The 24944-nt window shown below is 74.2% G+C and carries 24 protein-coding genes and 1 pseudogene; 18 read left to right on the top strand and 7 right to left on the bottom strand.

Annotated elements, in window-relative coordinates; genetic code table 11:
- Positions 1-34: 34 nt before the first annotated feature.
- Together FHS34_RS04975 and FHS34_RS04970 are read right to left on the bottom strand one after the other, a co-directional pair.
- Entirely contained in the window at positions 35-469 is a 435-nt protein-coding gene (locus FHS34_RS04975; RefSeq protein ID WP_184961529.1) for an SPW repeat protein, read from the bottom strand.
- Between the two features lie 105 nt (positions 470-574).
- The gene (locus FHS34_RS04970) at positions 575-1225 is read right to left on the bottom strand and encodes a sigma-70 family RNA polymerase sigma factor (protein WP_184961527.1); all 651 of its coding nucleotides are present in this window, start codon (positions 1223-1225) and stop codon (positions 575-577) included.
- 346 nt (positions 1226-1571) lie between these two features.
- On the opposite strand from FHS34_RS04970, the gene FHS34_RS04965 reads away from it, so the two are divergent.
- Positions 1572-2603 carry a MerR family transcriptional regulator gene (locus FHS34_RS04965; RefSeq protein ID WP_184961525.1) on the top strand — a complete coding sequence of 344 codons (1032 nt, stop codon included), beginning with the start codon at positions 1572-1574 and terminating at the stop codon, positions 2601-2603.
- A gap of 53 nt (positions 2604-2656) precedes the next feature.
- Here the strand turns inward: FHS34_RS04965 and FHS34_RS04960 are convergent, their stop codons facing one another.
- Both FHS34_RS04960 and FHS34_RS04955 read right to left on the bottom strand, forming a co-directional pair.
- On the bottom strand, positions 2657-4033 hold the full coding sequence (locus tag FHS34_RS04960; RefSeq protein WP_184961523.1) for a cryptochrome/photolyase family protein: 1377 nt from the start codon (positions 4031-4033) through the stop codon (positions 2657-2659).
- A gap of 164 nt (positions 4034-4197) precedes the next feature.
- Positions 4198-5709, bottom strand: coding sequence for an SDR family oxidoreductase (locus FHS34_RS04955; RefSeq protein ID WP_184961522.1), 1512 nt, complete (start codon positions 5707-5709; stop codon positions 4198-4200).
- Between the two features lie 196 nt (positions 5710-5905).
- Here FHS34_RS04955 and FHS34_RS04950 point away from each other — a divergent pair, with 196 nt between their 5' ends.
- The 11 genes from FHS34_RS04950 (at position 5906) to FHS34_RS04905 (ending at position 14580) form a co-directional block, all read left to right on the top strand.
- The gene (locus FHS34_RS04950; protein ID WP_184961519.1) at positions 5906-6082 is read left to right on the top strand and encodes a DUF8839 family protein; all 177 of its coding nucleotides are present in this window, start codon (positions 5906-5908) and stop codon (positions 6080-6082) included.
- Between the two features lie 318 nt (positions 6083-6400).
- Positions 6401-6484: a putative leader peptide gene (locus FHS34_RS44025; RefSeq protein WP_362202531.1), complete on the top strand. Its 84-nt coding sequence runs from the start codon at positions 6401-6403 to the stop codon at positions 6482-6484.
- A gap of 289 nt (positions 6485-6773) precedes the next feature.
- The gene (ssuE, locus tag FHS34_RS04945) at positions 6774-7328 is read left to right on the top strand and encodes an NADPH-dependent FMN reductase (protein ID WP_184961517.1); all 555 of its coding nucleotides are present in this window, start codon (positions 6774-6776) and stop codon (positions 7326-7328) included.
- Between the two features lie 53 nt (positions 7329-7381).
- The gene (locus tag FHS34_RS04940; protein ID WP_184961515.1) at positions 7382-7918 is read left to right on the top strand and encodes an HXXEE domain-containing protein; all 537 of its coding nucleotides are present in this window, start codon (positions 7382-7384) and stop codon (positions 7916-7918) included.
- Between the two features lie 160 nt (positions 7919-8078).
- The gene (locus FHS34_RS04935) at positions 8079-8429 is read left to right on the top strand and encodes a YciI family protein (RefSeq protein ID WP_184961513.1); all 351 of its coding nucleotides are present in this window, start codon (positions 8079-8081) and stop codon (positions 8427-8429) included.
- Between the two features lie 189 nt (positions 8430-8618).
- Positions 8619-9941, top strand: a complete 1323-nt coding sequence (locus FHS34_RS04930; RefSeq protein WP_184961511.1) for an aldehyde dehydrogenase family protein — start codon at positions 8619-8621, stop codon at positions 9939-9941.
- A 151-nt stretch (positions 9942-10092) separates the two neighbouring features.
- On the top strand, positions 10093-11007 hold the full coding sequence (locus FHS34_RS04925; protein WP_184961509.1) for an aldo/keto reductase: 915 nt from the start codon (positions 10093-10095) through the stop codon (positions 11005-11007).
- A gap of 291 nt (positions 11008-11298) precedes the next feature.
- Positions 11299-11679 carry a BlaI/MecI/CopY family transcriptional regulator gene (locus FHS34_RS04920; RefSeq protein WP_184961507.1) on the top strand — a complete coding sequence of 127 codons (381 nt, stop codon included), beginning with the start codon at positions 11299-11301 and terminating at the stop codon, positions 11677-11679.
- On the top strand, positions 11676-12602 hold the full coding sequence (locus FHS34_RS04915) for a M48 family metalloprotease (protein WP_184961505.1): 927 nt from the start codon (positions 11676-11678) through the stop codon (positions 12600-12602). The genes FHS34_RS04920 and FHS34_RS04915 overlap by 4 nt, the downstream gene beginning before the upstream one ends.
- A gap of 434 nt (positions 12603-13036) precedes the next feature.
- On the top strand, positions 13037-13432 hold the full coding sequence (locus FHS34_RS04910; protein WP_184961502.1) for a VOC family protein: 396 nt from the start codon (positions 13037-13039) through the stop codon (positions 13430-13432).
- A 77-nt stretch (positions 13433-13509) separates the two neighbouring features.
- Positions 13510-14580 (top strand): adenosine deaminase, encoded by a 1071-nt coding sequence (locus FHS34_RS04905; RefSeq protein WP_184961500.1) that lies wholly within the window; start codon positions 13510-13512, stop codon positions 14578-14580.
- Here FHS34_RS04905 and FHS34_RS04900 read toward each other — a convergent pair.
- Both FHS34_RS04900 and FHS34_RS04895 read right to left on the bottom strand, forming a co-directional pair.
- Positions 14562-15077: a mycothiol transferase gene (locus FHS34_RS04900; protein ID WP_184961498.1), complete on the bottom strand. Its 516-nt coding sequence runs from the start codon at positions 15075-15077 to the stop codon at positions 14562-14564. The genes FHS34_RS04905 and FHS34_RS04900 overlap by 19 nt on opposite strands.
- Before the next feature lie 133 nt (positions 15078-15210).
- Entirely contained in the window at positions 15211-16143 is a 933-nt protein-coding gene (locus tag FHS34_RS04895) for a LysR family transcriptional regulator (protein WP_184961496.1), read from the bottom strand.
- 112 nt (positions 16144-16255) lie between these two features.
- Between FHS34_RS04895 and mgrA the strand changes: the two genes are divergently transcribed.
- The 5 genes from mgrA (at position 16256) to FHS34_RS04870 (ending at position 21944) form a co-directional block, all read left to right on the top strand.
- Complete coding sequence (gene mgrA, locus FHS34_RS04890) at positions 16256-17248, top strand: L-glyceraldehyde 3-phosphate reductase (protein WP_184961494.1); 993 nt, start codon at positions 16256-16258, stop codon at positions 17246-17248.
- Positions 17249-17610: 362 nt separating this feature from the next.
- A complete protein-coding gene (locus FHS34_RS04885; protein ID WP_184961493.1) occupies positions 17611-18021 on the top strand; it encodes a hypothetical protein in 411 nt (136 codons plus the stop codon).
- A 59-nt stretch (positions 18022-18080) separates the two neighbouring features.
- Positions 18081-20420, top strand: a complete 2340-nt coding sequence (locus tag FHS34_RS04880; RefSeq protein WP_184961491.1) for an FHA domain-containing protein — start codon at positions 18081-18083, stop codon at positions 20418-20420.
- A gap of 7 nt (positions 20421-20427) precedes the next feature.
- Entirely contained in the window at positions 20428-20970 is a 543-nt protein-coding gene (locus FHS34_RS04875) for a hypothetical protein (RefSeq protein ID WP_184961489.1), read from the top strand.
- Positions 20970-21944, top strand: a complete 975-nt coding sequence (locus FHS34_RS04870) for a serine/threonine-protein kinase (RefSeq protein ID WP_184961487.1) — start codon at positions 20970-20972, stop codon at positions 21942-21944. Before FHS34_RS04875 ends, FHS34_RS04870 begins: the two co-directional genes overlap by 1 nt.
- A gap of 12 nt (positions 21945-21956) precedes the next feature.
- Here FHS34_RS04870 and FHS34_RS04865 read toward each other — a convergent pair whose 3' ends face one another.
- Positions 21957-23138 (bottom strand): streptophobe family protein, encoded by a 1182-nt coding sequence (locus tag FHS34_RS04865; protein ID WP_245002123.1) that lies wholly within the window; start codon positions 23136-23138, stop codon positions 21957-21959.
- 261 nt (positions 23139-23399) lie between these two features.
- Here FHS34_RS04865 and FHS34_RS43715 point away from each other — a divergent pair.
- Positions 23400-24665 (top strand): annotated as a pseudogene (locus tag FHS34_RS43715) (DUF6777 domain-containing protein); the annotation flags it as partial.
- Between the last annotated feature and the right edge of the window lie 279 nt (positions 24666-24944).

Raw genomic sequence — 24944 nt, 5'->3', positions numbered from 1 at the left:
CTGTTCCCTGCTTCCTTTCCTCGGTCTCCTCTTTCTACGGCCTGGGGGCGCTCTTCGCCGCTGTACCGGCGCAGATCAGCCCGAGGATCAGGGCCAGGGCGCCGATGACGATGTTGTTGACGATGACACCCGCGTCCGGGCCACGGCCCACGATCCACGGGGCGATGATCATCCAGATGCCGAGCGCGCACATGGCCCAGCTGAGGCCGTACATCCGCTCGGGGGCCCGGGTGAATCCGAGGGCCAGCAGGCCTATCGCTATGCCCATGATCAGGTTGTGGGCCATGAGCGAGGGCTGGCTCGCCGAGTAGTGCACGATCCACGGGGATGCGGCACAGTACAGGCCGAGCAGGAACACAGGCCCGTCCACGAGGGCCACATCACGACCGCCGAGCATGCGGGCATAGCGGTCCCGCATTTCGGAGACATCGGGGTGGCTCGCTATGTCACCCCTGTGCAGGTTGGCCATGAGTCGTCTCCTTTGGCTTCGCGGATCGGACCGCGTCTGACTTGGCGTGCGATGAGCGCCACATAGTCCAGTTTGCTCTTATTTCTTCTTTATGTGTAGGTCTCCTCAGGGGCAGGTCTCGTGCGGTCCGCTCTGGCCCTCCAGGTCGTGGCGCAACTGGCGCAGCCCCCTTCGCGCGTGGCTCTTGACCGTGCCCAGCGGCCATCCCGTGCGCTCCGCGATCTGGGTCTGCGTGAGGTCCTCGTAGTAGGCCAGCCGCAGCACGCGCTGCTGCGGTGTCGGGAGCCGGGCCAGTGCCTGGCCCACCAGGACGCGGTCCAGGGCGGCCTCGGGCCGGCCGGCGGCGGACTCGCCCGGCGGCAGGGCCGCCCCGGCGGCCACGACCAGTTCGCCACGGCGCGTCCGGGCGGACAGGGCGTCGGCGATCCGGCGGCGGGTGATGCCGACGATCCACCCGGCCACCGTGCCGCGCTCGGGCCGGTAGCCGCCGCATCCGCGCCAGACGCCGAGGAACACCTGCTGGGTGACGTCCTCGGCCTCCGCGGCGTCGCCCAGCGTGCGCCACGCCAGCGCGTGCACCATACGCGCCCAACGGCGGTGGACGGCGGCGAGACAGGCGTCGTCGCCGGCCGCCAGCCCCCGCATGAGCCGCTCGTCGGTGAGCGGCTCCCCGGCGCCGGGCCACGGCGGTGCGCCGGGGGACCGGCCGGCCGGGGCCGTGGAGCCGGTGGCGACGGCGGTCGGGTGCGGGCTCATGACGACGGCTCCTTCGCTTCGGACGGGCCGGCCGGGGCGTGCCGGGCCGGCGCAACCCCCGCCGGGCACGGCGACCCCGCCACCGTTCCGGCGGATCCCACTGCTCCGGCGGACCGCTGGACTCCCACGGACTCCCACTGCTCCGGCGGACCGCTGGACTCCCACTGCTCCGGCGGACCGGTGTGCTCCCCGCCGTTCCGGCGGTCCGGGGGGCTGCCGTGGTGTCGTCCTGATCCGTCCGGTCGGCGGACCGGGACCTGCCGGTTGTCGGCCCGATCCGTTCGATCGTGTGATCCGGTGCGGCGAAGCGACAACTCGCATCGTTTCTGCGTCGTATCGTCGTCGCATGGACGTGAGGAACCCCGCGGAACCATCGCGGCCGGGTGCCGCCGACCCGGCGCTGACGACCGGCGCGCTGGCCCGCCGGCTGGGCGTCTCACCCACCACCCTGCGCTCCTGGGACCGCCGTTACGGCATCGGCCCCGCCGCACGCACCGGCGGCCGGCACCGGCGCTGGGCGCCCGAGGACGTGACGACGCTGGAGACGATGTGCCGGCTGACCGCGTCCGGGGTGCCGCCCGCCGAGGCCGCCCGGGCCGCGCGGGAGGGGGCGGAACCGGCAGCCCTCCGGCGTCCGCCCGGGCCGGCCCCCGCGCCGGGAGGGCCGGCCGGACTCCCCGCACCGGCCGCCGACGGCGCACCGCTCCCCGCCGACGCCCGGCAGGAGGGCCGGGGGCTGGCCCGGGCGGCCGTCCGGCTCGACGCCGTGGCACTGGAGGAACGGCTGGAGAGCATGCTGACCCGCTACGGCCTGGTGGTCGCCTGGCAGGACGTGATGGCGCCGACGCTGCACGCCGTGGGCCGCCGATGGGCCTCGTCGGGGGACCGGTACGTCGAGGTGGAGCACCTGCTGTCCTGGCACGTGTCCACCACGCTGCGCCGGCACACCCGGCAGTCCGCGGCGGCCGCCGGAGCCACGGGGGCCGGGCCCGTGCTCCTGGCCTGCGTCCCCGGCGAGCAGCACACCCTGCCCCTGGAGGCACTCAACGCGGCCCTGAGCCGGCTCGGTGTCCCGGCGCGGATGTTCGGTGCCGCGGTTCCGGCGGAGGCACTGCTGGCGGCGGTACGGCGGCTGGGCCCGGTCGCCGTGGTCCTGTGGGCGCAGGCCCGCTCCACCGCGAGCCTGCCGCTGGCCGAGCACGTCACCGCGATGGAGTGGGGTGTCAGAGGGGCCCGTGCCAGGCCGCTGATGCTGCTCGGCGGCCCCGGCTGGTCCGGGCGGCCCGCCCGCGGCATGCTCCGCCCCGCCTCGCTGTCCGAGGCCCTCGACATCCTGGCGGCCGGCTGCCGCGCGGCACCGCCCGGCGAGCCCTCCTGACGGCGGCGAGCCCTCCTGACGGCGGCGAGCCCTCCTGACGGCGGCGGGCCCGCTCAGGCTCGGTTGCGGGCCCGCTTGAAACGGGCCAGCCCGTCGGCGAGGTCGACGATCGGGTCCGGATACGCCTCGACCCGCTCCCGGTCCGCTCCCCGCAGCTTCCACGGCTCGTGGACCGCCGCCCCCGCCACCTCCCTCAGCTCGGGCACCCAGCGCCGGACGTACGCGCCGTCGGGGTCGTGCCGTCTGGCCTGGGTGACGGGGTTGAGGACCCGGTTGGGACGGGTGTCCGTGCCGGTGCCCGCGACCCACTGCCAGTTCAGCTGGTTGTTGGCCAGGTCCCCGTCGACCAGCAGCTCCAGGAAGTGCCGGGCGCCGATCCGCCAGTCGACGTAGAGCGTCTTGGCCAGGAAGCTCGCCGTGAGCAGGCGGGCCCGGTTGTGCATCCATCCCTCGTGCAGGAGCTGGCGCATCGCCGCGTCGACCGCCGGATAGCCGGTACGGCCCTGTCGCCACGCCTCGATGTCGTCCCGGGCCGTGCGCTCGGACCGCCAGCGGTCGTGTTTGGTGCGGTAGTCGGCGTGCGCCGCGGCGGGGCGGGCCGCCAGCACCTGGCGGTGGAAGTCCCGCCAGGCGACCTGCCGTACGAACGCCTCCGCCCCCGGACCGCCCGCCCCGCGCGCCCGGTGGACCACCTCGACGGGGGACAGCGTGCCGAAGTGCAGGTGCGGCGAGAGCCGGGAGGTCGCGTCCCCCGCCAGGTCGTCGTGCCGGTCCTGGTAGGCGGCGAGGCCGGAGCGGAACCAGGCGGTGAGCCGTTCGCGGGCCGCCCTCTCGCCGCCCTCGGCCAGCCCCGGCGAGACCCCCGGCACCGAGGCCCGGGAGGGCAGTTCCTCCGATCCGACGCCCGACGGGACACGTACCACGCGGGGCGCCGTCAGAACGTCCCGCAGCCGCTGCCCCGACCACTGTCTGAAGTACGGCGTGAACACGGCGAAGTGGTCCGAGGAGGCCGGGGTCACCGTGCCGGGGCCCACCGCGGTGGTCACCGCGTCGTGGACGTAGAGCCGCCGGCCCTCGGCCTCCAGGGCGCGCCGCAGCCGCCGCTCCCGCGCGTGGGCGTAGGCGCTCGCGTCCGCCGACATGTGCACCTCGTCGGCATCGGCCTCGGCGGCCGTCTTGCAGACCTCCTCGACGACGTCGCCGGAGCGCACCACCAGGTGTCCGCCGCGCTCGCGCAGCCCGGAGTCCAGGTCCCGCAGGCAGTCGGCGAGGAACGCCAGCCGGTTGGGCACCGCGAAGCCGGCGGCGGCCACCGCCTGGTCGCGGACGAACAGCGGGACGACCTGACGGCGGCCCTCCAGCGCGGCCCGCAGGGGCGGGTGGTCGTACAGGCGCAGGTCGGCGGTGAACAGGACGACCGAGACGGACATGGCGCGGCTCCGGGGCGAGGGATACGGACGCTCAGCACTTCCGCCGCGAGGGCCCCACCGGATGCGCGTCCCGGTGGGCGGGCGACCACGGCGCGGGCAGGGCCGGTGGGCGGCCGACTCGGGAGTCGGGGACTTCCGGGCGGGCGGGGGTGGTCGTCGGTGCCTCAGTGGGTGGGGGGTTTCGGTTGGCGGGCCGCCGCCCGGGCGATGTTGCGGGCCATGCCGCCGAAGACCACGGCGTGGAAGGGCGACACGCCCCACCAGTAGACGTGGCCGAGCAGCCCCCGCGGGTGGAACAGGGCCCGCTGGCGGTACCGGCTGCGACCGTCGCCGTCCGGCTCGGCGCGCATCTCCAGCCAGGCCAGACCGGGCAGCCGCATCTCCGCCCGCAGCCGCAGCAGCCGGCCGGGCTCGATCTCCTCCACCCGCCAGAAGTCCAGCGAGTCGCCCACCCGCAGCCGCTCGGCGTCCCGGCGGCCCCGGCGCAGGCCGACCCCGCCGACCAGCCGGTCCAGCCAGCCGCGCAGGCTCCAGGCGAGCGGGAAGGAGTACCAGCCGTGCTCCCCGCCCACCCCCTCGATCACCCGCCACAGCGCGGAGACCGGGGCGTCCACCACCGCCTCGCGCCGGTCGGTGTACAGGCTGCCGCCGGCCCAGTCGGGGTCGGTGGGCAGCGGCTCGCTGGGGGCCCCGGGCACCGCCGCGGACGACCAGCGCGTGCTCACCGCCGCCTCCCGCACCCGGCGCAGTGCCAGCCGCACGGCCTCGTCGAACCGGAGCGGATGGCCCGGCGGCTCCGGCACGTACCCGGCGATGTCGTGCTCGTGGCAGACCACCTCGTGGCGCAGCGACTCCGTCAACGGCCGCGCGATCGACGCCGGTACGGGCGTGACGAGCCCTACCCAGTGGCTGGAGAGGCCGGGGGTCAGGACCGGCACCGGCACGATGAGCCGCCGTGGGAGCCCGGCGACGCGCGCGTACCGGATCATCATGTCCCGGTACGTCAGGATGTCCGGCCCGCCGATGTCGAAGCAGCGGTTGACGTCGTCCGGCAGACGCGCGCAGCCCACGAGGAGGCGCAGGACGTCCCGGACGGCGATCGGCTGGATCCGGGTGCGCACCCAGCTCGGCGTGACCATCACCGGCAGCCGTTCGGTGAGGTACCGCAGCATCTCGAAGGACACCGATCCCGAGCCGATGATGACGGCGGCCCGCAGGACGGCGGTCGGCACCCCCGAGGCCAGCAGGATGCGGCCGACCTCCGCCCGCGACCTGAGATGCGGGGAGAGCCGGTCCCCGGGCACCCCGGCCGGCGTGAGACCGCCGAGGTAGACGATGCGCCGCACCCCGGCCGCCTTCGCCCGCTCGCCGAGGACGCGGGCCGCGCGGCGGTCCGTCTCCTCGAAGTCCCCGCCGCTGCCCAGCGCGTGGACCAGGTAGTAGACCACGTCGACGTCCCGCATCGCGGCGGCGACCGAGTCGGCGTCCGTGACGTCGCCCCGCACCACCTCCACCTCCTCGGCCCAGGGGTGGTCGCGCAGCTTGCCCGGGGAGCGGGCGAGGCAGCGCACCCGGTGTCCGGCGGCCAGCAGTTCGGGCACCAGCCGGCCGCCGATGTACCCCGTGGCGCCGGTCACCAGGCAGCGGAGACCGTCCGCCGAGTCGTCGTGGTTCATCGCAGCCAGGTCCTTCGCGTCGGTGGCCCCCCGGGAGAGGACTTCCCGCCGACGCGGGCCCACGGATGCGTGCCTCACCGGAACGGCGGCGGTACGGGTGCCGGGGCGGTGACATGTATGCGCTGAACGGGGGCAGCCGGACCAGTACAACACGTACATTCCGTCCGGGTCCTCGACGCAGGAGGTGGCCGCCGCCATGAGTGCGAAGGTGTTGGAGCGATTTCCCGCCGGGGCTCCGCGTGGCTCATGGCCGGCGGAGGAGTACGCGGCGGCCCGACGCGCCGCGGGCGAACCGGCGACCGTGGTGATGGACCTCAAGTCGGACGCGTTCCTCGTCGTGGTCGAGGGACACGAGGAGGACGGCCGCGTCTGATCCCGGGGCACGGGCCCGGGCGGGCGGCCGACGGGGCAGGGGCGAAGACTGACCCCGGGGCACACCCGGGCCGGGACGGGCGGGCTGGCGCCCCGGCGGGGCGGGGGGAGAAGCCGGACCGGGGCCACCGGGGCGGGTGCGGGCGGCGTCGGGACGGGACCGGAAGCGCACTGCGCCGGCCGCCTCCGGACGTCCCGCCGAAGCGTTCCGGCGGCGCCCCCCGCCCGATCAAGCCTCCGTGGCGACCCGGCGGTCCGGGATACGAGACCGGCCGGGTTTTCCTTGACTGCCGTCAACGGCTGCTGCACGATCAGCGACATGACGATGCGACTGGACCTCACGCGGCGACGCCACGTCGACCTCGCACGCGTCTCCAGCGCCTCCTGTCGCGCCGCGGTCTGATCCGCGTCCTTCCTCCCCCTCCTCACGGGTTTCCGTCACGCCTCGAACTCCCCGACCCCCGGGCCGGCTTCGGCGTGCCCGCGGCGCCCGTGACCTGCGCTGAGACCGGCTTGTGTCCGGATCCCGGCGAGGTCCGCCCTTCCCCGAGAACGTTCCGGGCGGCGACTCGACCGCCGCCCGCCGACGGGCCGCCGGGTCCTGGGCCGGTGCGTGCCGTCCGACGGGCGGCGAGCCCGAGTCCGTGCCCGCGCGCCCGGCGGCCACTCCCTGGCACAGAAACGAGGCACCCATGGCCACCGTCCTGTCCGTCTCCGGCAGCCCCTCCGCCTCCTCGCGCACCGGCCGCCTGCTCCGCCACCTGGACCAGCGGCTCGCCGCCCAGGGCCACGAGGTGATCCCGCTCGACGTCCGTACCGTCCCGGCCGAGGCCCTGCTCGGCGCGGACTTCCGGCACCCCGCCGTCGTCGAGGCCACCGAACTGTTCGCCCGCGCCGACGGCGTCGTGGTCGGCACGCCCGTCTACAAGGCGTCGTACTCCGGGGTCCTCAAGGCGCTCCTGGATCTGCTCCCGCAGTACGCGCTCGCCGGCAAGACCGTGCTCCCGCTGGCCACCGGCGGCTCCACCGCGCATGTTCTCGCCATTGACTACGCCCTGCGGCCGGTGCTCAACTCCATGGGCGCCGCGCACATAGTCCAGGGCTGGTTCACCCTCGACAAGGACATCACCGTGCGGGAGGACGGCTCGGTGACCGTCGCGCCCGCCACAGCCGAGGCACTGGACCAGGTGGTGGACCAGTTCGCCACGGCCCTGCACCGGATTCCGCTGCTGGCCGCGGCGGGCTGACGCCCCCGGGCCGCTCGCGAGCCGGACAACGCGCCCTGGCAGACTGGGCGTTCATGCGAGACGAGCGGAACGACGTGAGCAAGGCGGTCACTTGGGGCCTGCTGGCCGCCTGGGCGGTGCACGACACCGAGGAAGTCGTCATGGTGCCGCGCTGGGTGCGGACACAGGTGCCGGAGCTGCGCAAGCGGTTCCCCCGGGTGCCCGAGCCGGTGTGGCGAGGGCTGGAGGGCGCGGACCGGCGCGAGTTCAGCACGGCGGTCGCCCTGATGGCGGTCGTCGTCGGCGCGGCCGCGGCCGAAGGGCGGCGCACGGGCGGGCGTTCCGCCGTCTACCAGACCGCGCTGAACGGCTTCGGCGCGCACGGCCTGGTCCACCTCGCGCAGGCGGCGGCCGTCCGCGGATACACCCCCGGCTCCGCGACCACGCCGCTGGTCGTCCTGCCCTTCACCCTGTGGGCCCGCGCCCGGCTGCGCCGCGCCGGCCTGCTGCGTCCCACCCGCCCGCGGGACGTCCTCCAGGGCATCGCGTTCGCGGCGGCGGCCGCGGTGGGCACCCACGCCGTCGCGCACCGGCTGGTGCGCGGGCGCTGAGGCGCCGGACCACGAGCGGACGCGGGGCCGGGAGGGCATGCGGAGGGTTCTTCCGGAGACTTTTCCGCGACGCGCGGCGCGCGCTGTCGAGCCCGGCCCGGGCCGTTCGTGTAGGAGGTGACTCAGAGCCCGAGAGGGGCCCGACGTTTAGGAGGACGTCATGAGGCACTACCTGCTCAGCGTGGTCCAGCCGGCCGACGGCACGCCGCCCGCCCCCGAAGACCTCGCCGCGATCATGCACGACGTCGAGGCGTTCAACGACGAACTGCGCGCCGCCGGCGCCTGGGTCTTCGCGGGCGGCCTGCACGGCCCGGAGACCGCCACCGTGCTCCGGCCCCGGGACGGCGACGTCCTCGTCACCGATGGCCCCTACGCCGAGGGCAAGGAGTACCTGGGCGGACTGTGCCTCATCCGGGCCGCCGACCTCGACGAGGCCCTGGCCTGGGGGCGCAAGGCGGCCCTGGCCACCACGCTGCCCATCGAGGTACGGCCCTTCGTGGACCAGCACTGATGGCGCGGCGCCCGTCCCCGGTCGGCGCCCGGAGCGACGGCGGCGGGGAGTCGGCCCGCTCCGGGACGTGACCCTCGTCACCCCGGAGCGCTCCCGGAATGAACTTGAGGACATGAAAGGTTGGCATTTACATCCGACGTGTTCCCCCGTCCGGGCCGAACCGGCCCGCGCACCAGCAGCGAGGCATCCGTGAACCACTCCCTGCCCGAGCAGCCCGCCGACGTCGTCGCCCGGCTGCGTGCCGCCTACGGCACCGGCCGCACCAAGCCCGTCGAGTGGCGCACCGGCCAGCTGCGCCGGCTGCGCGCGATGCTCACGGAACGCGGGGCCGACCTCGCCGCCGCCCTCCACGCCGACCTCGGCAAGAGTGCCGCCGAGGCCCGGCGCACCGAGATCGACTTCACCGTCCGCGAGATCGACCACACCCTGGAGCACCTGGCGGACTGGCTGCGCCCCGAGTCCGCGCCCGTCCCGGCCCACCTCGGCGCCGACGCCACGGCCTGGACGCAGTACGACCCGCTGGGCGTCGTCCTCGTCATCGCCCCCTGGAACTATCCGGCGCAGCTCCTGCTCGCCCCGATGGTCGGCGCGCTGGCCTCCGGGAACGCCGTCGTCGCCAAGCCGAGCGAGCTGGCCCCGGCCACCTCGGCCGCGCTGGCCGAGCTGATCCCGGCCTACCTGGACACGGACGCGGTCGCCGTGGTGGAGGGCGGTGTCCCGGAGACCACGGCCCTGCTGGCCGAGCGCTTCGACCACATCTTCTACACCGGCAACGGCACCGTCGGCCGCGTCGTCATGCGGGCCGCCGCCGAGCACCTCACCCCGGTCATCCTCGAACTGGGCGGCAAGTCCCCGGTGTTCGTGGACCGCGGCACCGACCTGGACGTGGTCGCCGACCGGCTCGCCCGCGGCAAGTTCCTCAACGCCGGGCAGACCTGTGTCGCCCCCGACTACGTCCTGACCGACCCGGGGACCGCGCCCGCCCTGGAGGCCGCGCTGGTCCGCGCGGTCGAGGGCCTGTTCGGCGCCGACCCGGCGCGCTCGCCGGAGTACGGCAGGATCATCAACGAGCGGCACTTCGACCGGCTGTCCGCGCTGCTCGGCTCGGGCCGTGTCGCCGTCGGCGGCGCCGCCGACCGGGCGGCCAGGTACATCGCGCCCACCGTCCTCGCGGACGTCGACCCCGAGTCGCCCGTCATGCGGGAGGAGATCTTCGGTCCCATCCTGCCGATCGTCACCGTGCCCGGCCTGGACGAGGCCATCGGCTTCATCAACGACCGCGACAAGCCGCTCGCCCTGTACGTCTTCAGCGAGTCGGACGAGACCCGTGACCGCATCGCCGCCGAGACCTCCTCCGGCGGCCTCGGCCACGGCCTGCCGCTCGCCCATCTCACTGTCTCCGACCTGCCGTTCGGCGGGGTGGGGGAGAGCGGCATGGGCAGCTACCACGGCCGCTACTCCATCGAGACGTTCAGCCACCGCAAGGCGGTCCTGGTGAAGCCGCTGTCCTGATCCCCGCAGTCCCTGGCGCCCGGCCGTGACACGCGGCCGGGCGCCGAGCCGGATCTCCGCCCGCCGGCGCCTCGCCCGGATCCTCGGGGCTCGCCGGGTGCCGGCCCGTATTCCCGATGCCCTCCCGGATGCCGTGTGGGATGCTCCGCCGATGACTGCAGAAACGATCACCGCGGAAGCCTCCGGCATCTGGAAACTCGGTGACCTGCCCGTCCACCGCCTCGGATTCGGCGCGATGCGGCTGACCGGCAGCGCCGCCTTCCACCTCGGCACCCCCAGCGACCGGGAACGATCGCTCGCCGTCCTGCGCAAGGCCGTCGAACTCGGGGTGAACCACATCGACACGGCGGCCTTCTACTTCTCGTCGCTGCGTTCCGCCAACGAACTCATCAACACCGCGCTGTCCCCGTACCCCGACGACCTCGTCATCGCCACCAAGGTCGGCCCCTACCGCGACTACCACGGCGAGTGGGGCACCGCGGCCCGGCCCGACCAGCTGCGCGGGCACGTCGAGGAGAACCTGCGCCAGCTCGGGCGGGACCACCTCGACGTCGTCCATCTGCGCCGGATGCGTCAGGACTCCATCGCCGAACACTTCGGCGCGCTCGCCGAGTTGCGCGAGGCGGGATTGATCCGCCACCTCGCGATCTCCAGCGTCGAACCCCGGCACCTCGCCGAGGCGCTGGAGATCGCCCCGGTGGTCAGCGTCCAGAACCGGTACGCGGTGGACCGCCCCGATCCCGAAGGCGACGAGGTCCTGCGCCTGTGCGGCGAGCACGGCATCGCCTTCGTCCCCTTCTACGCCGTCGCCGGAGAGGCCGGAGAGGCCGCAGAGGCCGGTTCGACGACCGCGCACGACGAGGCGGTGCTCTCCGTCGCCCGGGCCCACGGCGTGAGCCCCGCCCAGATCCGCATCGCCTGGACGCTGCACCAGGGTCCGCACGTCCTCGCCATTCCCGGCACCGGCAACCCCCGCCACCTGGCCGAGAACGTCGCCGCCGGCGCGCTGCGACTCACCGACGAGGAGCGGGCACGGCTCGACGAGGCACGCGCGCGGCGGGGCTGACCCCGTTCGCCCCGAACGCTGGAGGCGACCGCCGTGCCTTCCGTGCGCGTCCGGCAAGGCGGCCCGGTTCCCCGGCCGGGGCGGCCACCTCGCTCGCCCGACGGGGGCAGCCGTGTCACCCACCCGTGCCCGGCTGTCACCGGGCTCAGCCGGTGCCGGTGGGCAGGGCGATGGCCGATGCCCACGACTCGGTCCCGCGGCACGGCTCGGTCCCGTCGCGGCGCGCGGCCAACTACAATCTTGTAGACGGAACTTTCGGACAGCAGACAAGGCGGGGTGAGGGACGTCCTCATGACCGATGCCAAGGACGAGCGCCGGCCGGCCGGTGAACTCGAAGCGAGCGTCCTGGCCGCGCTCTGGGCCGCCGGTGCGCCGCAGACCCCCGGCCAGGTCCAGCTGAGCCTCGGTGCGGACCTCGCCCGGACCACGGTGACGACGATCCTCACCCGCCTGCACGACAAGGGGGTCGTCGACCGGCGGCGCCAGGGCCGGGGCTACGCCTACCTTCCCGTGCGGGACGTCCAGGACGCCCACGGTCTCACCGCCCGCCGGATGCACAGCGAACTGGACCGGGACAGTGACCGTGAGACGGTCCTCGCGCGCTTCGTCGCCCAGCTCGGCCCGGACGACGAACGTGTCCTGCGGACCCTGCTGGAATCCGACGGCCGATGACCGCCCTGCTCCTGCTCCCGCTGCTGCTGCCGTTCGCGCTGCCGCCCCTGGCCCGCCGGGCCCTGGAGCGGCTGGCGCCCGCCGCCGCGCTGTGGTCGGTCACCGTCTGCGCGCTGCTCCTGGCCGGCTGCTCGGCCGTGGCGCTCGGGGTGTACCTGCTGCTCGGCCTGCTGAAACTGCCGCCGTTCGCCGCGCTCGGCGAACTGGTCCATCCGCTGCGCACCGCCTCCGACGCCTTCGTCGTCCCGGCCGCCGCCGTCTCGGCCGGCGCGCTCGCCGTGTGCGGCCGGGCCCTGGTCCGCTCGGCCGTGGGCCAGGCCCGCGCCTTCCGGGCGGCCCGCGCGGAGGCCGGGCGCGGACCCGCGGCCGGCGACCTGTACGTGGTGGACTCGCCCCGCCCCGACGCCTACGCCCTGCCCGGCCGCCCGCACCGGGTCGTCGTGACCACGGCCATGCTGCGCAGCCTGGACGGCCCGGAGCGGGAGGTGCTGCTGGCCCATGAGCGGGCGCACAACGCGGGCGGCCACCACTACGCCCTCGCCGCCGCCGAACTCGCGGCGCACTGCCACCCCGCGCTGCGCCGGGTCCGCGACACGGTCCGGCTCGCCGCCGAGCGTGCCGCCGACGAGGCCGCCGCCGCCTCGGTCGGCGACCGGCGGCTGACCGCCCGGGCCATCGCCCGCGCGGCCCTCGCCGGCCGGGCCGCGCGGACCGAGCGCCCCGGCTTCGCCCCCGGTGTGGCCACGGGTCCCGTCCCGCAGCGCGTCCAGGCCCTGCTGGCCGCCCCGCGGGCACCCCGCGCCGGCCGTGCGGTCGCCGCGCTCCTCGCCGCCTGCGCCGCCCTGTCCTGCGTGGCCTCGGTCACCGGGACGGCCGACGTCCACCACCGCGTGGAGGTCGCGCAGGGCGAGGAGAGGCGCTGAGGGGACCTCTCCTCCCGGCACCTCCACCCTCGCGTGGAGGCCGCGCAGGGCGAGGAGGGGCCGCTCAGGGGACCTCTCCTCCCGGCACCTCCACCCTCGCGTGGAGGCCGCGCGGAGCGAGGAGGGGCCGCTGAGGCGACCCCTGCTCCCGGCACCTCCACCCTCGCGTGGAGGCCGCGCGGAGCGAGGAGGGGGCGGCTGGACGACCCTTCCCCCGGCGCCCTTCGACCCCGTGGAGCGCGCGCGGGGCGAAGGGGGCGCTGACGGGACCTCAGCCGGCGCTTTGACCCCCCGCGTGAGGGTCGTGCAGGGTCCCGGAAGGCCCCGACGGGACCCTTTCCCGGCCGCTCCTTGACGCGCGTAGAACGAAGACTGGCGCCCCCGTAGTTTTACGTATAACCTCACCGGCTAACCACCCACACCGGAAGGTCGCCATGCGCCGCGTCGCCCTGGTCACCCTCGTCGTCCGCGAGTACGACGAGGCCATCCGCTTCTACACCGAGGCCCTCGGGTTCCGGCTCGCCGAGGACGCCCCGCGCCCCGACGGCTCCCGCTGGGTCGTCGTCGAGCCCGGCGGCGACGATCACGGCACCGGCCTGCTCCTGGCCCGCGCCAAGGACGAGGACCAGCGGGCCCGGGCCGGCGACCAGACCGGCGGCCGCGTCGGCTTCTTCCTGCACACCGACGACTTCGCCCGCGACCACGCCCGGATGGCCGCCGCCGGCGTGACCTTCCTGGAGGAGCCGCGCCACGAGCCCTACGGCACGGTCGCGGTCTTCCAGGACCTGTACGGCAACCGCTGGGACCTGCTCCAGCCCGCCGCCGTCTGACCGGTCACGAACCACTCACCCAGATCCACCCGCCCAGATCCGCCTGCCCGGATCCGTCTGCCGAGGAAAGCCCTGCCATGACCGCGCCCCGCATCGACACCGAGACCCTCCGCCGGCTCCCCAAGGCCGTCCTGCACGACCACCTCGACGGCGGCCTGCGCCCGGCCACCGTCGTCGAGCTCGCGGCCGCGGTCGGCCACAAGCTGCCCACCACCGACCCCGACGAGCTGGCCGCCTGGTACTTCGAGGCCGCCAACTCGGGCGATCTCGTCCGCTACATCGCCACCTTCGAGCACACCCTCGCGGTCATGCAGACCCGCGAGGGCCTGCTGCGCACCGCCGAGGAGTACGTCCTCGACCTCGCCGCCGACGGCGTCGTCTACGCCGAGGTGCGCTACGCCCCCGAGCTGAACACCAACGGCGGGCTGGCGCTGAGCGAGGTCGTGGAGACCGTCCAGGAGGGCCTGGCCGTCGGCATGGCGAAGGCGGCCGCCGCCGGCACCCCGGTCCGCGTCGGCACCCTGCTGTGCGGCATGCGCATGTTCGACCGGGTCCGTGAGGCCGCCGACCTGGCCGTCGCCTACCGCGACGCCGGTGTCGTCGGCTTCGACATCGCCGGCGCCGAGGACGGCTTCCCGCCCGCCGACCACCTCGACGCCTTCGAGCACCTGCGCCGCGAGAGCGTGCCCTTCACCATCCACGCGGGCGAGGCGCACGGCCTGCCCAGCATCCACCAGGCCCTGCAGGTGTGCGGCGCCCAGCGCATCGGCCACGGCGTGCGCCTGACCGAGGACATCGTGGACGGCAAGCTCGGCCGTCTCGCCTCCTGGGTGCGCGACCGCCGGATCGCCCTGGAGATGTGCCCCACCTCCAACCTGCAGACCGGGTGCGCCACCTCGATCGCCGAGCACCCGATCACCGCTCTGAAGGACCTCGGCTTCCGGGTCACCCTCAACACCGACAACCGGCTGGTCTCGGGGACGACGATGACCCGCGAGATGTCCCTGCTGGTCGAGGAGGCGGGCTGGACCGTCGAGGACCTGCGCACGGTCACGGTGAACGCCCTCAAGAGCGCGTTCATCCCGTTCGACGAGCGCAAGGCCCTCATCGAGGACGTGGTCCTGCCGGGTTACGCGGCAGCGCTCTGAACCAGCCCCCTGAGGTAGGCGGCCTGTCCGACGTGCTGAAGATCGTCGGACAGGACGCTCACCAGGCGGACCCCCAGCGTGACCGGGGGGTCCCAGCGTTCGTCCACGACACGCTCCAGGTCCTTGGCGGCCAGGGAGCGCAGGACGCCGAGGGTCTGTTCGTGGACGGCGTCGTAGTACCCGGTCAGCTGCTCGGCCGACTCGACGCGGACCTTCGCGACCTTGGCCGGGCCGTGCCCGTAGCCGGTGTCGTGCCGGGGCAGGTCGAGGCCGAAGCGTTTCACCCAGTCCTGCGAGAGCCAGACCTGGTCGAGGTCGAAGGCGTCGGCGATGTGGTCGTCCTGCACCCGGGTGAGGTGCCAGACCAGCCAGGCGACGGAGTTGGCGTCGGGAGCCGGCCGACGGTGCAGTTCGCCGGGGCCGAGGCCGTCGAGGGCGGCATGGACTTCTTCCTGGATGCGGCCGAAGCCGTCGATGAGGATGTCCTTGGCATGCATACCGACCACCATCGCAAATCGCCGCCCCTCACGCGTCCGGAATCTCCTCGGGAGAGGGGCCACTGCCCCTCTTCGGCAGCGGGACGGTGACGCGGCGCCGCAGGACGACGCTGCGGGCGGGCCGCGGCCGGGCTCAGGAGGCCACCGAGGGTTCGCCCCGGGGTGGCGCCGGGAGATCCCCCGTCCCGCCCCCGGTCTCCAGGAGTGTGACGAGCGCCCGGGCGGCGGGACTGGTGGCGCGGTCCGGTGGCAGCAGCGCCACGGTCTCGTACTCCGTCTCACCCACGCCCTTCAGCGGGAGCGCCGTGAGCGACGGCCGCTTGTGCCGGAAGTGCCGGGGTACGACGGCGATCCCCAGGTTCTCGTCCACCAGGTCCAGCAGACTGTGCACGTCGTTGACCTCAAGCGCCACCGTGCGCCGGACACCGGCCGCGGCGAACGCGGCGTCGGTCGCGCGGCGCGGACCCCAGTCGGGGTGGAAGTCGACGAACACCTCACCGGCCAGGTCGTCCGGGCCGAGCACGGCCGGGGCCGGGGCGAGGCGGTGGCTCGGGTGACACAGCACGGTCATCGGCTCGCTGGTCAGCGCCACCGACCGCAACTGGTCGGTGTCGGCCTGGGTGCGGTAGGCGAAGGCCAGGTCCAGGCGTCCGGCGGCGACCTCCTCCGCCAGCGCGCCCGAGCCGGCCTGCCGCAGCCGGATCTCCACGTCCGGGTGCCGGCCCCGGAACGCGGCCAGCAGCCGGGCCACGTGCACCCCGGCGATGCACTGCTCGGTGCCGAGGGAGAGGGTGCCGCGCAGCACGCCCTGCACCGCCGCCACGGCCTCGTGGGCGCTCCGTACCTGGGCGAGGATCCGCTCGGCCTCCGCCAGCAGCGCCCGCCCCGCCTCGGTGAGCGTCACCCGGCGGGTCGTCCGTACGAACAACGGCGCCCGCAGTTCCCGCTCCAGCGCCCGGATGGACGCCGACAGGCCCGACTGGGACACCATCAGGCGTTCGGCAGCCCGGGTGAAATGCTGGTCCTCGGCGACCGCGACGAAGTGCTGGAGATGGCGCAGTTCCATGATTGAGAAGCCTAGTCGCTGAATTTCATCGGATTCTCCTGTTGGACCACTGCCCGCCCCCGGAGGAAGAGTGGACAGCGGTAGATCGTGTGCCCACCCCTCTGGAGTCGCGTTGTACACCGCACACCCCGACCGCTACGCCGACATGCCCTACCGGCGCACCGGCCGCAGCGGCCTGAAGCTTCCCGCCCTGTCGCTCGGCCTGTGGCACAACTTCGGGCCCGACCGGCCCGTGGACAGCCAGCGGGCCATCCTCCGCCGCGCCTTCGACCTCGGCGTGACCCACTTCGACCTCGCCAACAACTACGGCCCGCCGCCCGGTGCCGCCGAGTCCGCCTTCGGCGAGGCGCTGCGGGCGGACCTCGCCCGCTACCGCGACGAGCTGGTGATCTCCACCAAGGCCGGCTATCTGATGTGGCCCGGTCCGTACGGCGAGTGGGGCTCGCGCAAGTACCTGCTGTCCTCGCTCGACCAGAGCCTCGCGCGGATGGGCCTGGACCACGTCGACATCTTCTACTCGCACCGCCCCGACCCGGACACTCCGCTGGAGGAGACGATGGGCGCCCTGCACACGGCGGTGCAGCAGGGCAAGGCCCTCTACGTCGGCGTCTCCAACTACTCCGCCGAGCAGACCCGGGAGGCCGCCCGCATCCTCGCCGGCCTCGGCACCCCGCTCCTCATCCACCAGCCTCGCTACTCCATGCTCGACCGCCGCCCCGAGGACGAGGGCCTGCTCGACGCCCTGGACGAACTCCAGGTCGGCTCCATCGTCTACTCCCCGCTGGAGCAGGGCCTGCTCACCGGCCGCTACCTGAACGGCATCCCCGAAGGCTCCCGCGCCGCGAGCGACAGCCCGTTCCTGAACTCGGACGCGGTCACCGAGGAGCTGGTCGCCCGGCTGCGCGCGCTGGACGAGATCGCGAAGTCCCGCGGCCAGACCCTGGCCCAGCTGGCCCTGGCCTGGGTGCTGCGCGGCGGCCGGGTGACGTCCGCCCTGGTCGGCGCGAGCAGCACGCGGCAGATCGAGGACAGCGTCGCGGCCATCCGCAACCTGGACTTCGACGCCGGCGAACTGGCCCGGATCGACGAGATCGTCAAGCGGTAGGACGTTCGCCGGGAGCCGCGGCACCCCCCGCGCCTCCCGGCCGTCACGCACCCGCGGGCACCCGGTCGTGGAAACCGTCCGCGCCGGCTCCCGCGGTCCCGTCGCGTGCGTGCGACCGCCGTGCCCGGCGCCCTGCGGCCACTGGATCGCCCCCGGGCACGGTCTCGGCCGCCGTGTTTCGGCCACTGGCTGCCCTGAATATGCCAAGAGACTGGCTGGAAAGACATGGTGACAGTGATTCAGTAGTGAACATACTCGACAGGGAGGGCTTCACTTCCAGCGAAGACCCGATCACGCACCGCACATGAGCCACACCGAAAGCGAGGCCGGCCGACAGGCGAACGGCGCGACGGGGAGTGTGCATGCACGACGAATTCCTGTGCCATGTCACCGCGTACGGCACCTGCGGCGGCCGGCGCATCGGAGTGCCCCTCGGCACCTACCGCGCGCCCACCCTGGCCCTTGCCCTGTGGTGGCTGCGCGACCGCGCGAGCTGGATCGCCGACCGTCTCGACCCGCAGCCCGAGGCCGGACACTTCCCGCCGAGCTCGCTCGTCCCGGTCGGGAACACCGTGCCCGACGTGCCGGCCGTACTGCGCGCCTGGTGCGGTGACCCGGCCCGACAGGAACTGGTCGCCGACGAGTTGGCCGCGGGACGACTGGTGCGGATCGCCACCGGCGACGACACCACCGAGTACGAGCTGCTCGCCGAGTCCGTCGACGCGCTGCGCATGCAGCGGACCGCTCCGGTGCTCGTCGTACCCGTCGCCTGACCGCCGGCCCCGGCCGCCGCGCGGGGCACAGAACCCTACGAATCGGTAGAATTTCGGGCATGGCTGACCGGCCGGTCCTGCCGACTGCGCCCGACCTCGTCCTGGAGACGGAGACGGGCTCCACCGTGATGTTCCCGAGCCACGACTACCTCATCGGACGCGACCCGTTGAGCGACATCGTCTTCGACGACGTCCGGGTCTCGTGGCACCACGCCGTGCTGCGCTGCGACGACGGCCACTGGACCGTCGTGGACCGGGACAGCACCAACGGCACCTACGCCGACGGCCACAAGATCCGGCAGCGCCAGGTCCGGCCCGGCAGCGTGATCCGCTTCGGCAACCCCGCCGACGGCCCCCGCGCCGTCCTGTCCGACGCCCCCGAACCCGCCCCGGACCGTCCCGCCGCCGTCTCCCAGCCCGAGCTGACCGGCACCTTCCGCAGACCCACCAGCGTGCGCCCGCTGCCCGCCCGGACCATACGGATCGGCCGCGCCCCCGACAACGACCTCGTCGTGGACGACCTGGTCGTCTCCCGCAGCCACGCCGAACTGCGCGCCCACGCGGACGGAAGCTTCGAGATAGCCGACCTCGGCAGCCACAACGGCACCTACCTCAACGGCCGGCCCGTCACCCTGTCCGCGGTCGGCCCCGGAGACATCATCGGCATCGGGCACTCCGCGTTCTGCCTGGTCGGCGACGAACTCCAGGAGTATGTCGACACCGGCGAGATCTGCCTCGACGTCCAGGAACTCACCGTCACCGCCGACGGCGGCCGGACGGTCCTGCTGGACAACGTGTCGTTCCCGGTGCGGGAGAAGTGCCTGCTCGCGGTGGTCGGACCGAGCGGATCCGGAAAGTCCACGCTGCTCAACGCCCTCACCGGCCAGCGGCCCGCCGACCGCGGCACCGTCCTGTACGACGGCCGCGACCTCTACCGGGACTACGCCGAACTGCGCCAGCGCATCGGCCTGGTCCCGCAGGACGACATCCTGCACCCCCAGCTCGCCGTCCGCGCCGCCCTCGGCTACGCCGCCGAACTGCGCTTCCCCGAGGACACCGCCCCGGCCGAGCGGCGCGCCCGCACCGCCGAGGTCCTGCGCGAACTCGGCCTGGAGCAGTGCGCCGAGCGGCCCGTGCACACCCTCTCCGGCGGGCAGCGCAAGCGGGTCAGCGTCGCCCTGGAACTGCTCACCAAGCCCTCACTGCTCTTCCTGGACGAGCCCACCTCCGGCCTCGACCCCGGCATGGACCGCTCCGTGATGCACATGCTGCGCGGCCTCGCCGACGACGGCCACACGGTCGTCGTGGTCACGCACAGCGTGCTCAGCCTGGACGTCTGCGACCGGCTCCTCGTCCTGGCCCCCGGCGGCAAGATCGCCTACTACGGGCCGCCCGGCGGCACCCTCGCCTTCTTCGGCTTCGCGCACTGGCCGGAGGCCTTCGAGGCGTTCGACCGGGACCGGGACCGGGACTGGGGCAAGGAGTACCGCGCCTCGCCGTTCCACCGGCGCTACGTCACCGACGCCACCACCCAGCCGCACCACCCCGGCCCCGCTCCCGTCCCCCCGGTGCCGCCGCCCCGCCCGCGCCGCTGGGGCGCCCAGGTCGCCACCCTGGTCCGCCGCTACACGGCCGTCCTGAGCGCCGACCGCACCTTCCTGATCGTCATGATCGCCCTGCCGTTCGTGATGGGCGCCATGGCCCGGGCCCTGGCAGGCGGCCGGCTCACCCGGGACACCGCGATGAACGCGCTGCTCATCCTCTGCGTCGGCGCGGTGCTCACCGGCGCCGCCAACGCGGTGCGCGAACTGGTCAAGGAACGCGCCGTATACCGGCGGGAACGCGCCGTCGGCCTGCCCAGATCCGGATACCTGGTGTCCAAGGTCGTGGTGCTCGGCACGGTCACCGTCGCCCAGGCCGTCGTGCTCACCCTGGTCGCCCTGCTCGGCGTCGATCTGAACGCCCCGGACGGCCGGGGCGTCCTGCTGCCGCCGCTCGCCGAGATCACCCTGGCCGTGGCCCTGCTGGCGTTCACGGCGATGATGCTCGGCCTGCTGGTTTCCGCGCTGGTCCGCAAGGAGGAGCTGACGATGCCGCTGCTGGTGCTGCTCGCCATCGTCCAGGTCGTCTTCTGCGGGGCCCTGCTCACCCTCGACGGGGTGCCCGGCCTGGAACAGCTGTCCTGGCTCGTGCCCTCCCGCTGGGCGCTCGGCGCCATGGCCGGCACCGTCGGCCTGTCCCGGATCGTCCCCGGGAACCTCTCCGCCGACCCCCTGTTCCGGCACGCGACGGACGTCTGGCTGCTCGACATCACCATGCTGCTGGTGCTGTCCGCGCTCTACGGCCTGGTGGTCGCCCGGCTGCTGCGCCGGCAGGAGCCGGCCGTGATGCGGAAGTAGGCAGGCGATGACCTCTCGCGGATTCCGCCCCACACATGTCGTACCGCCGCACGGCATGCCCGCCTGGGAGGGCCCGGACCCGGCGCGGCCCACGGCGCCCCTGGACCCGCTGCTGCCCGTGGAACTCATGGAGCGGCGCGGCGACTGGGGGTACATCCGCTGCGCCAACGGCTGGGCCGCCTGGGTCGACGGCCGCGTCCTCGTCGCCGTACCCGGTGACCCGCCCGCCGCCGGCGGCCCCGAGACCACCGCCGACCCGCGGCCCCTGCTGGCCCGCGCCGAACAGGCGCTCGCCGACTACCGGGCCGCCGTGGAGGCGCTGGCGTCCGGCGCCCTGGACGGGCAGGAGTTCGAGACCCGCACCCAAGGCCTGCGGATCGGGCTGGTGATCGACGGCGAGTCCATGTGGCTGTACGACCCGCGGGAGGAACGGTGGATGTACGGCGACGGACGGCGGCTGAGCACCTACGCCACCGACCGGACGGTCACCGGCGTGCGGGAGACCGGGCACGCCCCCACCCGGCCGGCCGCGCCCGAGGGTGAGCGCTGATGACGAGCGGGACCGGCCTGTTCTCCGGCCGGCCCTCGGAACTGGTCGGCCGGCAGGTGGCGGGCTACCGTATCGAGAGCGAGGTCGGGCGCGGCGGCATGGCCGTCGTGTACCGCGCCCACGACCTGCGCCTGGACCGCACGGTCGCCCTCAAACTGCTCGCCCCGGAACTGGCCCGCAACGACACCTTCCGCGGCCGTTTCATCCATGAGTCCCAGGTGGCCGCCTCGCTCGACCACCCGCACATCGTGCCCGTCTTCGAGGCCGGCGAGACCGACGGAGTGCTCTACATCGCCATGCGGTACGTCTCCGGCAGCGACCTGCGCCACCTCCTCGACGAGCGCGGCCCGCTGCCGCCCGCCGACGCGGTGCGGATCGCCGCCCAGGTGGCCTCGGCCCTGGACGCCGCGCACGAGCACGGTCTGGTCCACCGGGACGTCAAGCCCGGCAACATCCTGGTCGCCGAGGGCACCGACAGCGACCATCCCGAGCACGTGTACCTCACCGACTTCGGGCTCACCAAGAAGTCGCTGTCCCTGACCGGGTTCACCAGCGTCGGCCAGTTCGTCGGCACCCTCGACTACGTCTCCCCGGAGCAGATCTCCGGCCGCCCGGTCGACGGCCGCTGCGACGTCTACGGCCTGGCCTGCGTCGTCTACGAGACCCTCACCGGCCGGCCCCCGTTCCAGCGCGACGACGACATGGCCCTGCTGTGGGCCCACCAGTACGACGATCCGCCACCGCCGAGCGCGGCCCGGCCCGAACTCGCCGCGGCCGTCGACCCCGTCTTCGCCACCGCCCTGGCCAAGGCCCCGGACGCCCGTCACGACACCTGCCTCGCCTTCGTCGCCGCCCTGCGCACGGCACTGGCGGCGCCGGCGGCCGGCGGCACGGACCCGGAGCCCGGTCCCACGGCACCCACCGAGGTCCACCGTCCCCCGCGGTGGGCCGCGCCGGTGTTCCCGGGGGACTGAGGCCGTGCGGGCCTAACGGGCGTGCACGGCCCGGCGGCGCCGTACCCACCGGGCCGGCAAGCCGCCCAGGAAGCCGGTCGCCAGTCCCCACAGCGCGCCCAGGCCCACCGCCTGCCACAACCGCGGATCGAGGAACAGCTCCCCGGACAGACCCCCGCCCAGGTCCCCGATGCCGAGCAGGGACATTCCGAAGTGCACCGACACGCGGCCCGTCAGGCACATCATCAGCACGTTCAGCGCCAGCGCCACGGCCAGGTGCAGGGCATGCTGCCAGAGCCGGACCCGGGCCGGTGAGCGGACGGCCATCCGGAAGGCCACGACGAGCAGCAGGACGGCGTCCACGACCACCAGCCACCACATCCGGCCGTCGTAGGCGGTGAGCGAACGGAGGTTGAGCGCGGACACGTCGGGAGTGCGCAGGACGGCGTCCAGCACATGCGGCACGGGCAGGCCGAACGGCCCCTCCACCCGGCCGTGCCAGGTCGCCCCCAGGCCGACGGTCACGGCCAGCCAGACCAGGTTGGGCAGCCCGAGCAGGAGCAGCGCGAACATCGCGGCGACGTGCCCGTGGGCCGCCGCCGCGATCAGCGTGGCGACGACGCCGATGAGGACGTAGGCGAGGATCAGCTCCAGCATCGCGTGCGCCGCCGGGCGCACCGCCTCCTGCCGGCGCAGCAGCCGTCCCGGCAGGGGAGCGCCGCGCGCCACCAGCAGCGCCACCAGCAGCGTGCCGGCCAGCCACAGCAGCCCGAACAGCACGGTCAGCGGCACATCGGCGGTGAACCCGACCCGCGGCGTCGCGTCCAGCAGACCGGTCAGATCGCCGAGGGTCCCGCTGCCCACGTCCAGCGCGAAGGTCTGCCGGGCGGCGAACGCCAGACCGGTCAGCGCCGCCAGCCACAGCACCGCGATCCGGGCCGCCCAGCCGGCCAGCTCCCGGGCCGAGGCCACCGCCCGGTACCGCAGCGGGCGCAGAAAGCCCGCACCCAGCACCAGGGCCCCGACCAGCGTCACCGACAGCGGGAGCGCGGTGAGGTCGGCTCGCGTCTCGGCGAACACACCGGCGTCGCCCGTGATGTCCACGCTGCCGCCGACGGCGGTGACCACGGTCGCGGCCACCACCCGGGGGAACGCGCCGTCCGGCAGCGCGGCGGCGCCGGCCGCCAGCAGTCCCAGCGTCGCCACCAGGACCATGACGGCCAGGCCGGTCAGCACCGCGGCCAGGGCCGGCGCCCAGCCGTGGCGGGCGGCGGGCCGCGCGGGGACGGTGGGGTGGCTCACGCTCGCCACGCTAAGCAGCGGCCGGGCGCTCCGCCCGCCGACGGCCTCCGCGTCCGCTTGCGGGCCGTACGGTGCTGCGACACACAATGGGGTCAAAGTGCTGGCATACGTATCAAGGAGGGTTTGGCGGGTTCGTCTCCGAGATGCCGCGCACCGCGACGGGAAGAAGGCCTCGTGAGCGTCGATCCACCGTCTTCCGGCCGACCCTCCGGCCCTCCGAGCGGCCGGCCCTCCGGTCCGCCCACCGGCCCTGCCGCGGGCCCTCCCTCCGGCCCCCTGTCGGGCTCCGCCCGGCCGCCGTCCGGGCCGCCGCCCACGGGGCCGCCGCGCGGCGGCCGGGGGCCCGGGGAGCCGGACCGGCCGTGGTGGACATCGGTGCCCCGCATGGCGGCGCTCACCGCCGCCGTGGCCGCCGCGGTGACGCTCGGACTGGTCTTCACCCACCTGGGCGGTGGGTCCTCCTCCGGCGGCGAAGTATTCCTGCAGTCCGCCAACAGTGTGGGGCCGGACCCGTTCACGGAGTCGACCGCGCAGAAGGTCTCCGCCCCGCAGACGCCCTCCGCCTCCGCCTCCGGCGGGGCGACGGGCCGGGCCGAGCAGGTCCGCGGTGTGCAGGGCGGGGCACCCGGCCTGTACGGCGGCACCCGGCAGACGGCCAGCTGCGATGTCGAGAAGCAGGTCAAGTACCTGCGGGCCGATCCGGCCAAGAACCGGGCATTCGCCAGGACGGTCGGTGTGAGGCCCGCCGGTGTGCCCTCCTTCCTGCGCTCGCTCACCCCCGTACAGCTGCGTACGGACACCTGGGTGACCAACCACGGGTTCCGCAACGGTACGGCCACCGGTTATCAGTCCGTCCTGCAGGCCGGTACGGCCGTGCTGGTCGACGGGCACGGCGTGCCCCGGGTGCGCTGTGCCTGCGGCAACCCGCTGGGCTCGCCGGTCGCGCAGCGCACCACCCCCAGGATCGTGGGGAAGAGCTGGCCGGCCTACCGGCCGGGGAACGTCGTCGTGGTGCGGCCGGCACCCGCGCCGGTGCCCGTCTTCGTGCTCTACGACCCGCACCGCGACGAGTGGGTGGGGCGGCACCGCGGCGACGAGCAGGGCCGCCGTGATCACGACACCAAGCCGCCCGAGCATCCGGAACCGTGGAACCGGCCGACGCCGTCCGTGTCGCCCTCGCCGTCCTCCGGGCCCCCGTCCGCGTCCCCGAGGCCGACCGGCACGCAACCGTCGAGGTCACCGTCGGCGTCACAGAAGCCGGGGTCGTCCAGGCCGCCCTCGAAAACGCCGTCAGAGTCGTCCAAGCCGAAGCCCGAGTCATCCAAGCCGAAGCCGAAGTCAACGGAGCCGAAGCCGGAGTCATCGGAGCCGAAGCGGGAGTCGCCGAAACCGGAGTCGTCCAAGCCCGAGCCCGAGTCATCGGAGCCGAAGCCCGAGCCGTCCAAGCCCAAGCCGGAGTCGTCGAAGCCGAAGCGGGAGTCGCCGAAACCGGAGTCGTCCAAGCCTAAGCCGGAGTCAACGGAGCCGAAGCCGTCGGAGTCGCCGCAGCCCGAGTCGTCGAAACCATCGTCCAAGCCGCCGTCGGAGTCGCCGAACCCGCCCTCGGAGTCGCCGAAGCCGCCGGCGTCGGGTTCGCAGCTGCAGTCCACGCCCGTCGCCCCCACTTCCGCGACCGGCGGGCAGCCGGGGCAGGCCTCCCAGCAGCCGCAGCCGACCTCG

The organism is Streptomyces echinatus (assembly GCF_014203595.1).
Taxonomy (GTDB): Bacteria; Actinomycetota; Actinomycetes; order Streptomycetales; family Streptomycetaceae; genus Streptomyces; species Streptomyces echinatus.
This window is presented reverse-complemented; position numbering and strand designations above follow the sequence as displayed.

Excerpts from the sequence above, each read along its gene's own strand:
- FHS34_RS04975 (WP_184961529.1), bottom strand. The coding sequence starts at position 469 with ATGGCCAACCTGCACAGGGGTGACATAGCGAGCCACCCCGATGTCTCC.
- FHS34_RS04970 (WP_184961527.1), bottom strand. The coding sequence starts at position 1,225 with ATGAGCCCGCACCCGACCGCCGTCGCCACCGGCTCCACGGCCCCGGCC.
- FHS34_RS04965 (WP_184961525.1), top strand. The coding sequence starts at position 1,572 with ATGGACGTGAGGAACCCCGCGGAACCATCGCGGCCGGGTGCCGCCGAC.
- FHS34_RS04960 (WP_184961523.1), bottom strand. The coding sequence starts at position 4,033 with ATGTCCGTCTCGGTCGTCCTGTTCACCGCCGACCTGCGCCTGTACGAC.
- FHS34_RS04955 (WP_184961522.1), bottom strand. The coding sequence starts at position 5,709 with ATGAACCACGACGACTCGGCGGACGGTCTCCGCTGCCTGGTGACCGGC.
- FHS34_RS04950 (WP_184961519.1), top strand. The coding sequence starts at position 5,906 with ATGAGTGCGAAGGTGTTGGAGCGATTTCCCGCCGGGGCTCCGCGTGGC.
- FHS34_RS44025 (WP_362202531.1), top strand. The coding sequence starts at position 6,401 with ATGACGATGCGACTGGACCTCACGCGGCGACGCCACGTCGACCTCGCA.
- ssuE (WP_184961517.1), top strand. The coding sequence starts at position 6,774 with ATGGCCACCGTCCTGTCCGTCTCCGGCAGCCCCTCCGCCTCCTCGCGC.
- FHS34_RS04940 (WP_184961515.1), top strand. The coding sequence starts at position 7,382 with ATGCGAGACGAGCGGAACGACGTGAGCAAGGCGGTCACTTGGGGCCTG.
- FHS34_RS04935 (WP_184961513.1), top strand. The coding sequence starts at position 8,079 with ATGAGGCACTACCTGCTCAGCGTGGTCCAGCCGGCCGACGGCACGCCG.
- FHS34_RS04925 (WP_184961509.1), top strand. The coding sequence starts at position 10,093 with ATGACTGCAGAAACGATCACCGCGGAAGCCTCCGGCATCTGGAAACTC.
- FHS34_RS04920 (WP_184961507.1), top strand. The coding sequence starts at position 11,299 with ATGACCGATGCCAAGGACGAGCGCCGGCCGGCCGGTGAACTCGAAGCG.
- FHS34_RS04915 (WP_184961505.1), top strand. The coding sequence starts at position 11,676 with ATGACCGCCCTGCTCCTGCTCCCGCTGCTGCTGCCGTTCGCGCTGCCG.
- FHS34_RS04910 (WP_184961502.1), top strand. The coding sequence starts at position 13,037 with ATGCGCCGCGTCGCCCTGGTCACCCTCGTCGTCCGCGAGTACGACGAG.
- FHS34_RS04905 (WP_184961500.1), top strand. The coding sequence starts at position 13,510 with ATGACCGCGCCCCGCATCGACACCGAGACCCTCCGCCGGCTCCCCAAG.
- FHS34_RS04900 (WP_184961498.1), bottom strand. The coding sequence starts at position 15,077 with ATGCATGCCAAGGACATCCTCATCGACGGCTTCGGCCGCATCCAGGAA.
- FHS34_RS04895 (WP_184961496.1), bottom strand. The coding sequence starts at position 16,143 with ATGGAACTGCGCCATCTCCAGCACTTCGTCGCGGTCGCCGAGGACCAG.
- FHS34_RS04885 (WP_184961493.1), top strand. The coding sequence starts at position 17,611 with ATGCACGACGAATTCCTGTGCCATGTCACCGCGTACGGCACCTGCGGC.
- FHS34_RS04880 (WP_184961491.1), top strand. The coding sequence starts at position 18,081 with ATGGCTGACCGGCCGGTCCTGCCGACTGCGCCCGACCTCGTCCTGGAG.
- FHS34_RS04875 (WP_184961489.1), top strand. The coding sequence starts at position 20,428 with ATGACCTCTCGCGGATTCCGCCCCACACATGTCGTACCGCCGCACGGC.
- FHS34_RS04870 (WP_184961487.1), top strand. The coding sequence starts at position 20,970 with ATGACGAGCGGGACCGGCCTGTTCTCCGGCCGGCCCTCGGAACTGGTC.
- FHS34_RS04865 (WP_245002123.1), bottom strand. The coding sequence starts at position 23,138 with ATGGTCCTGGTGGCGACGCTGGGACTGCTGGCGGCCGGCGCCGCCGCG.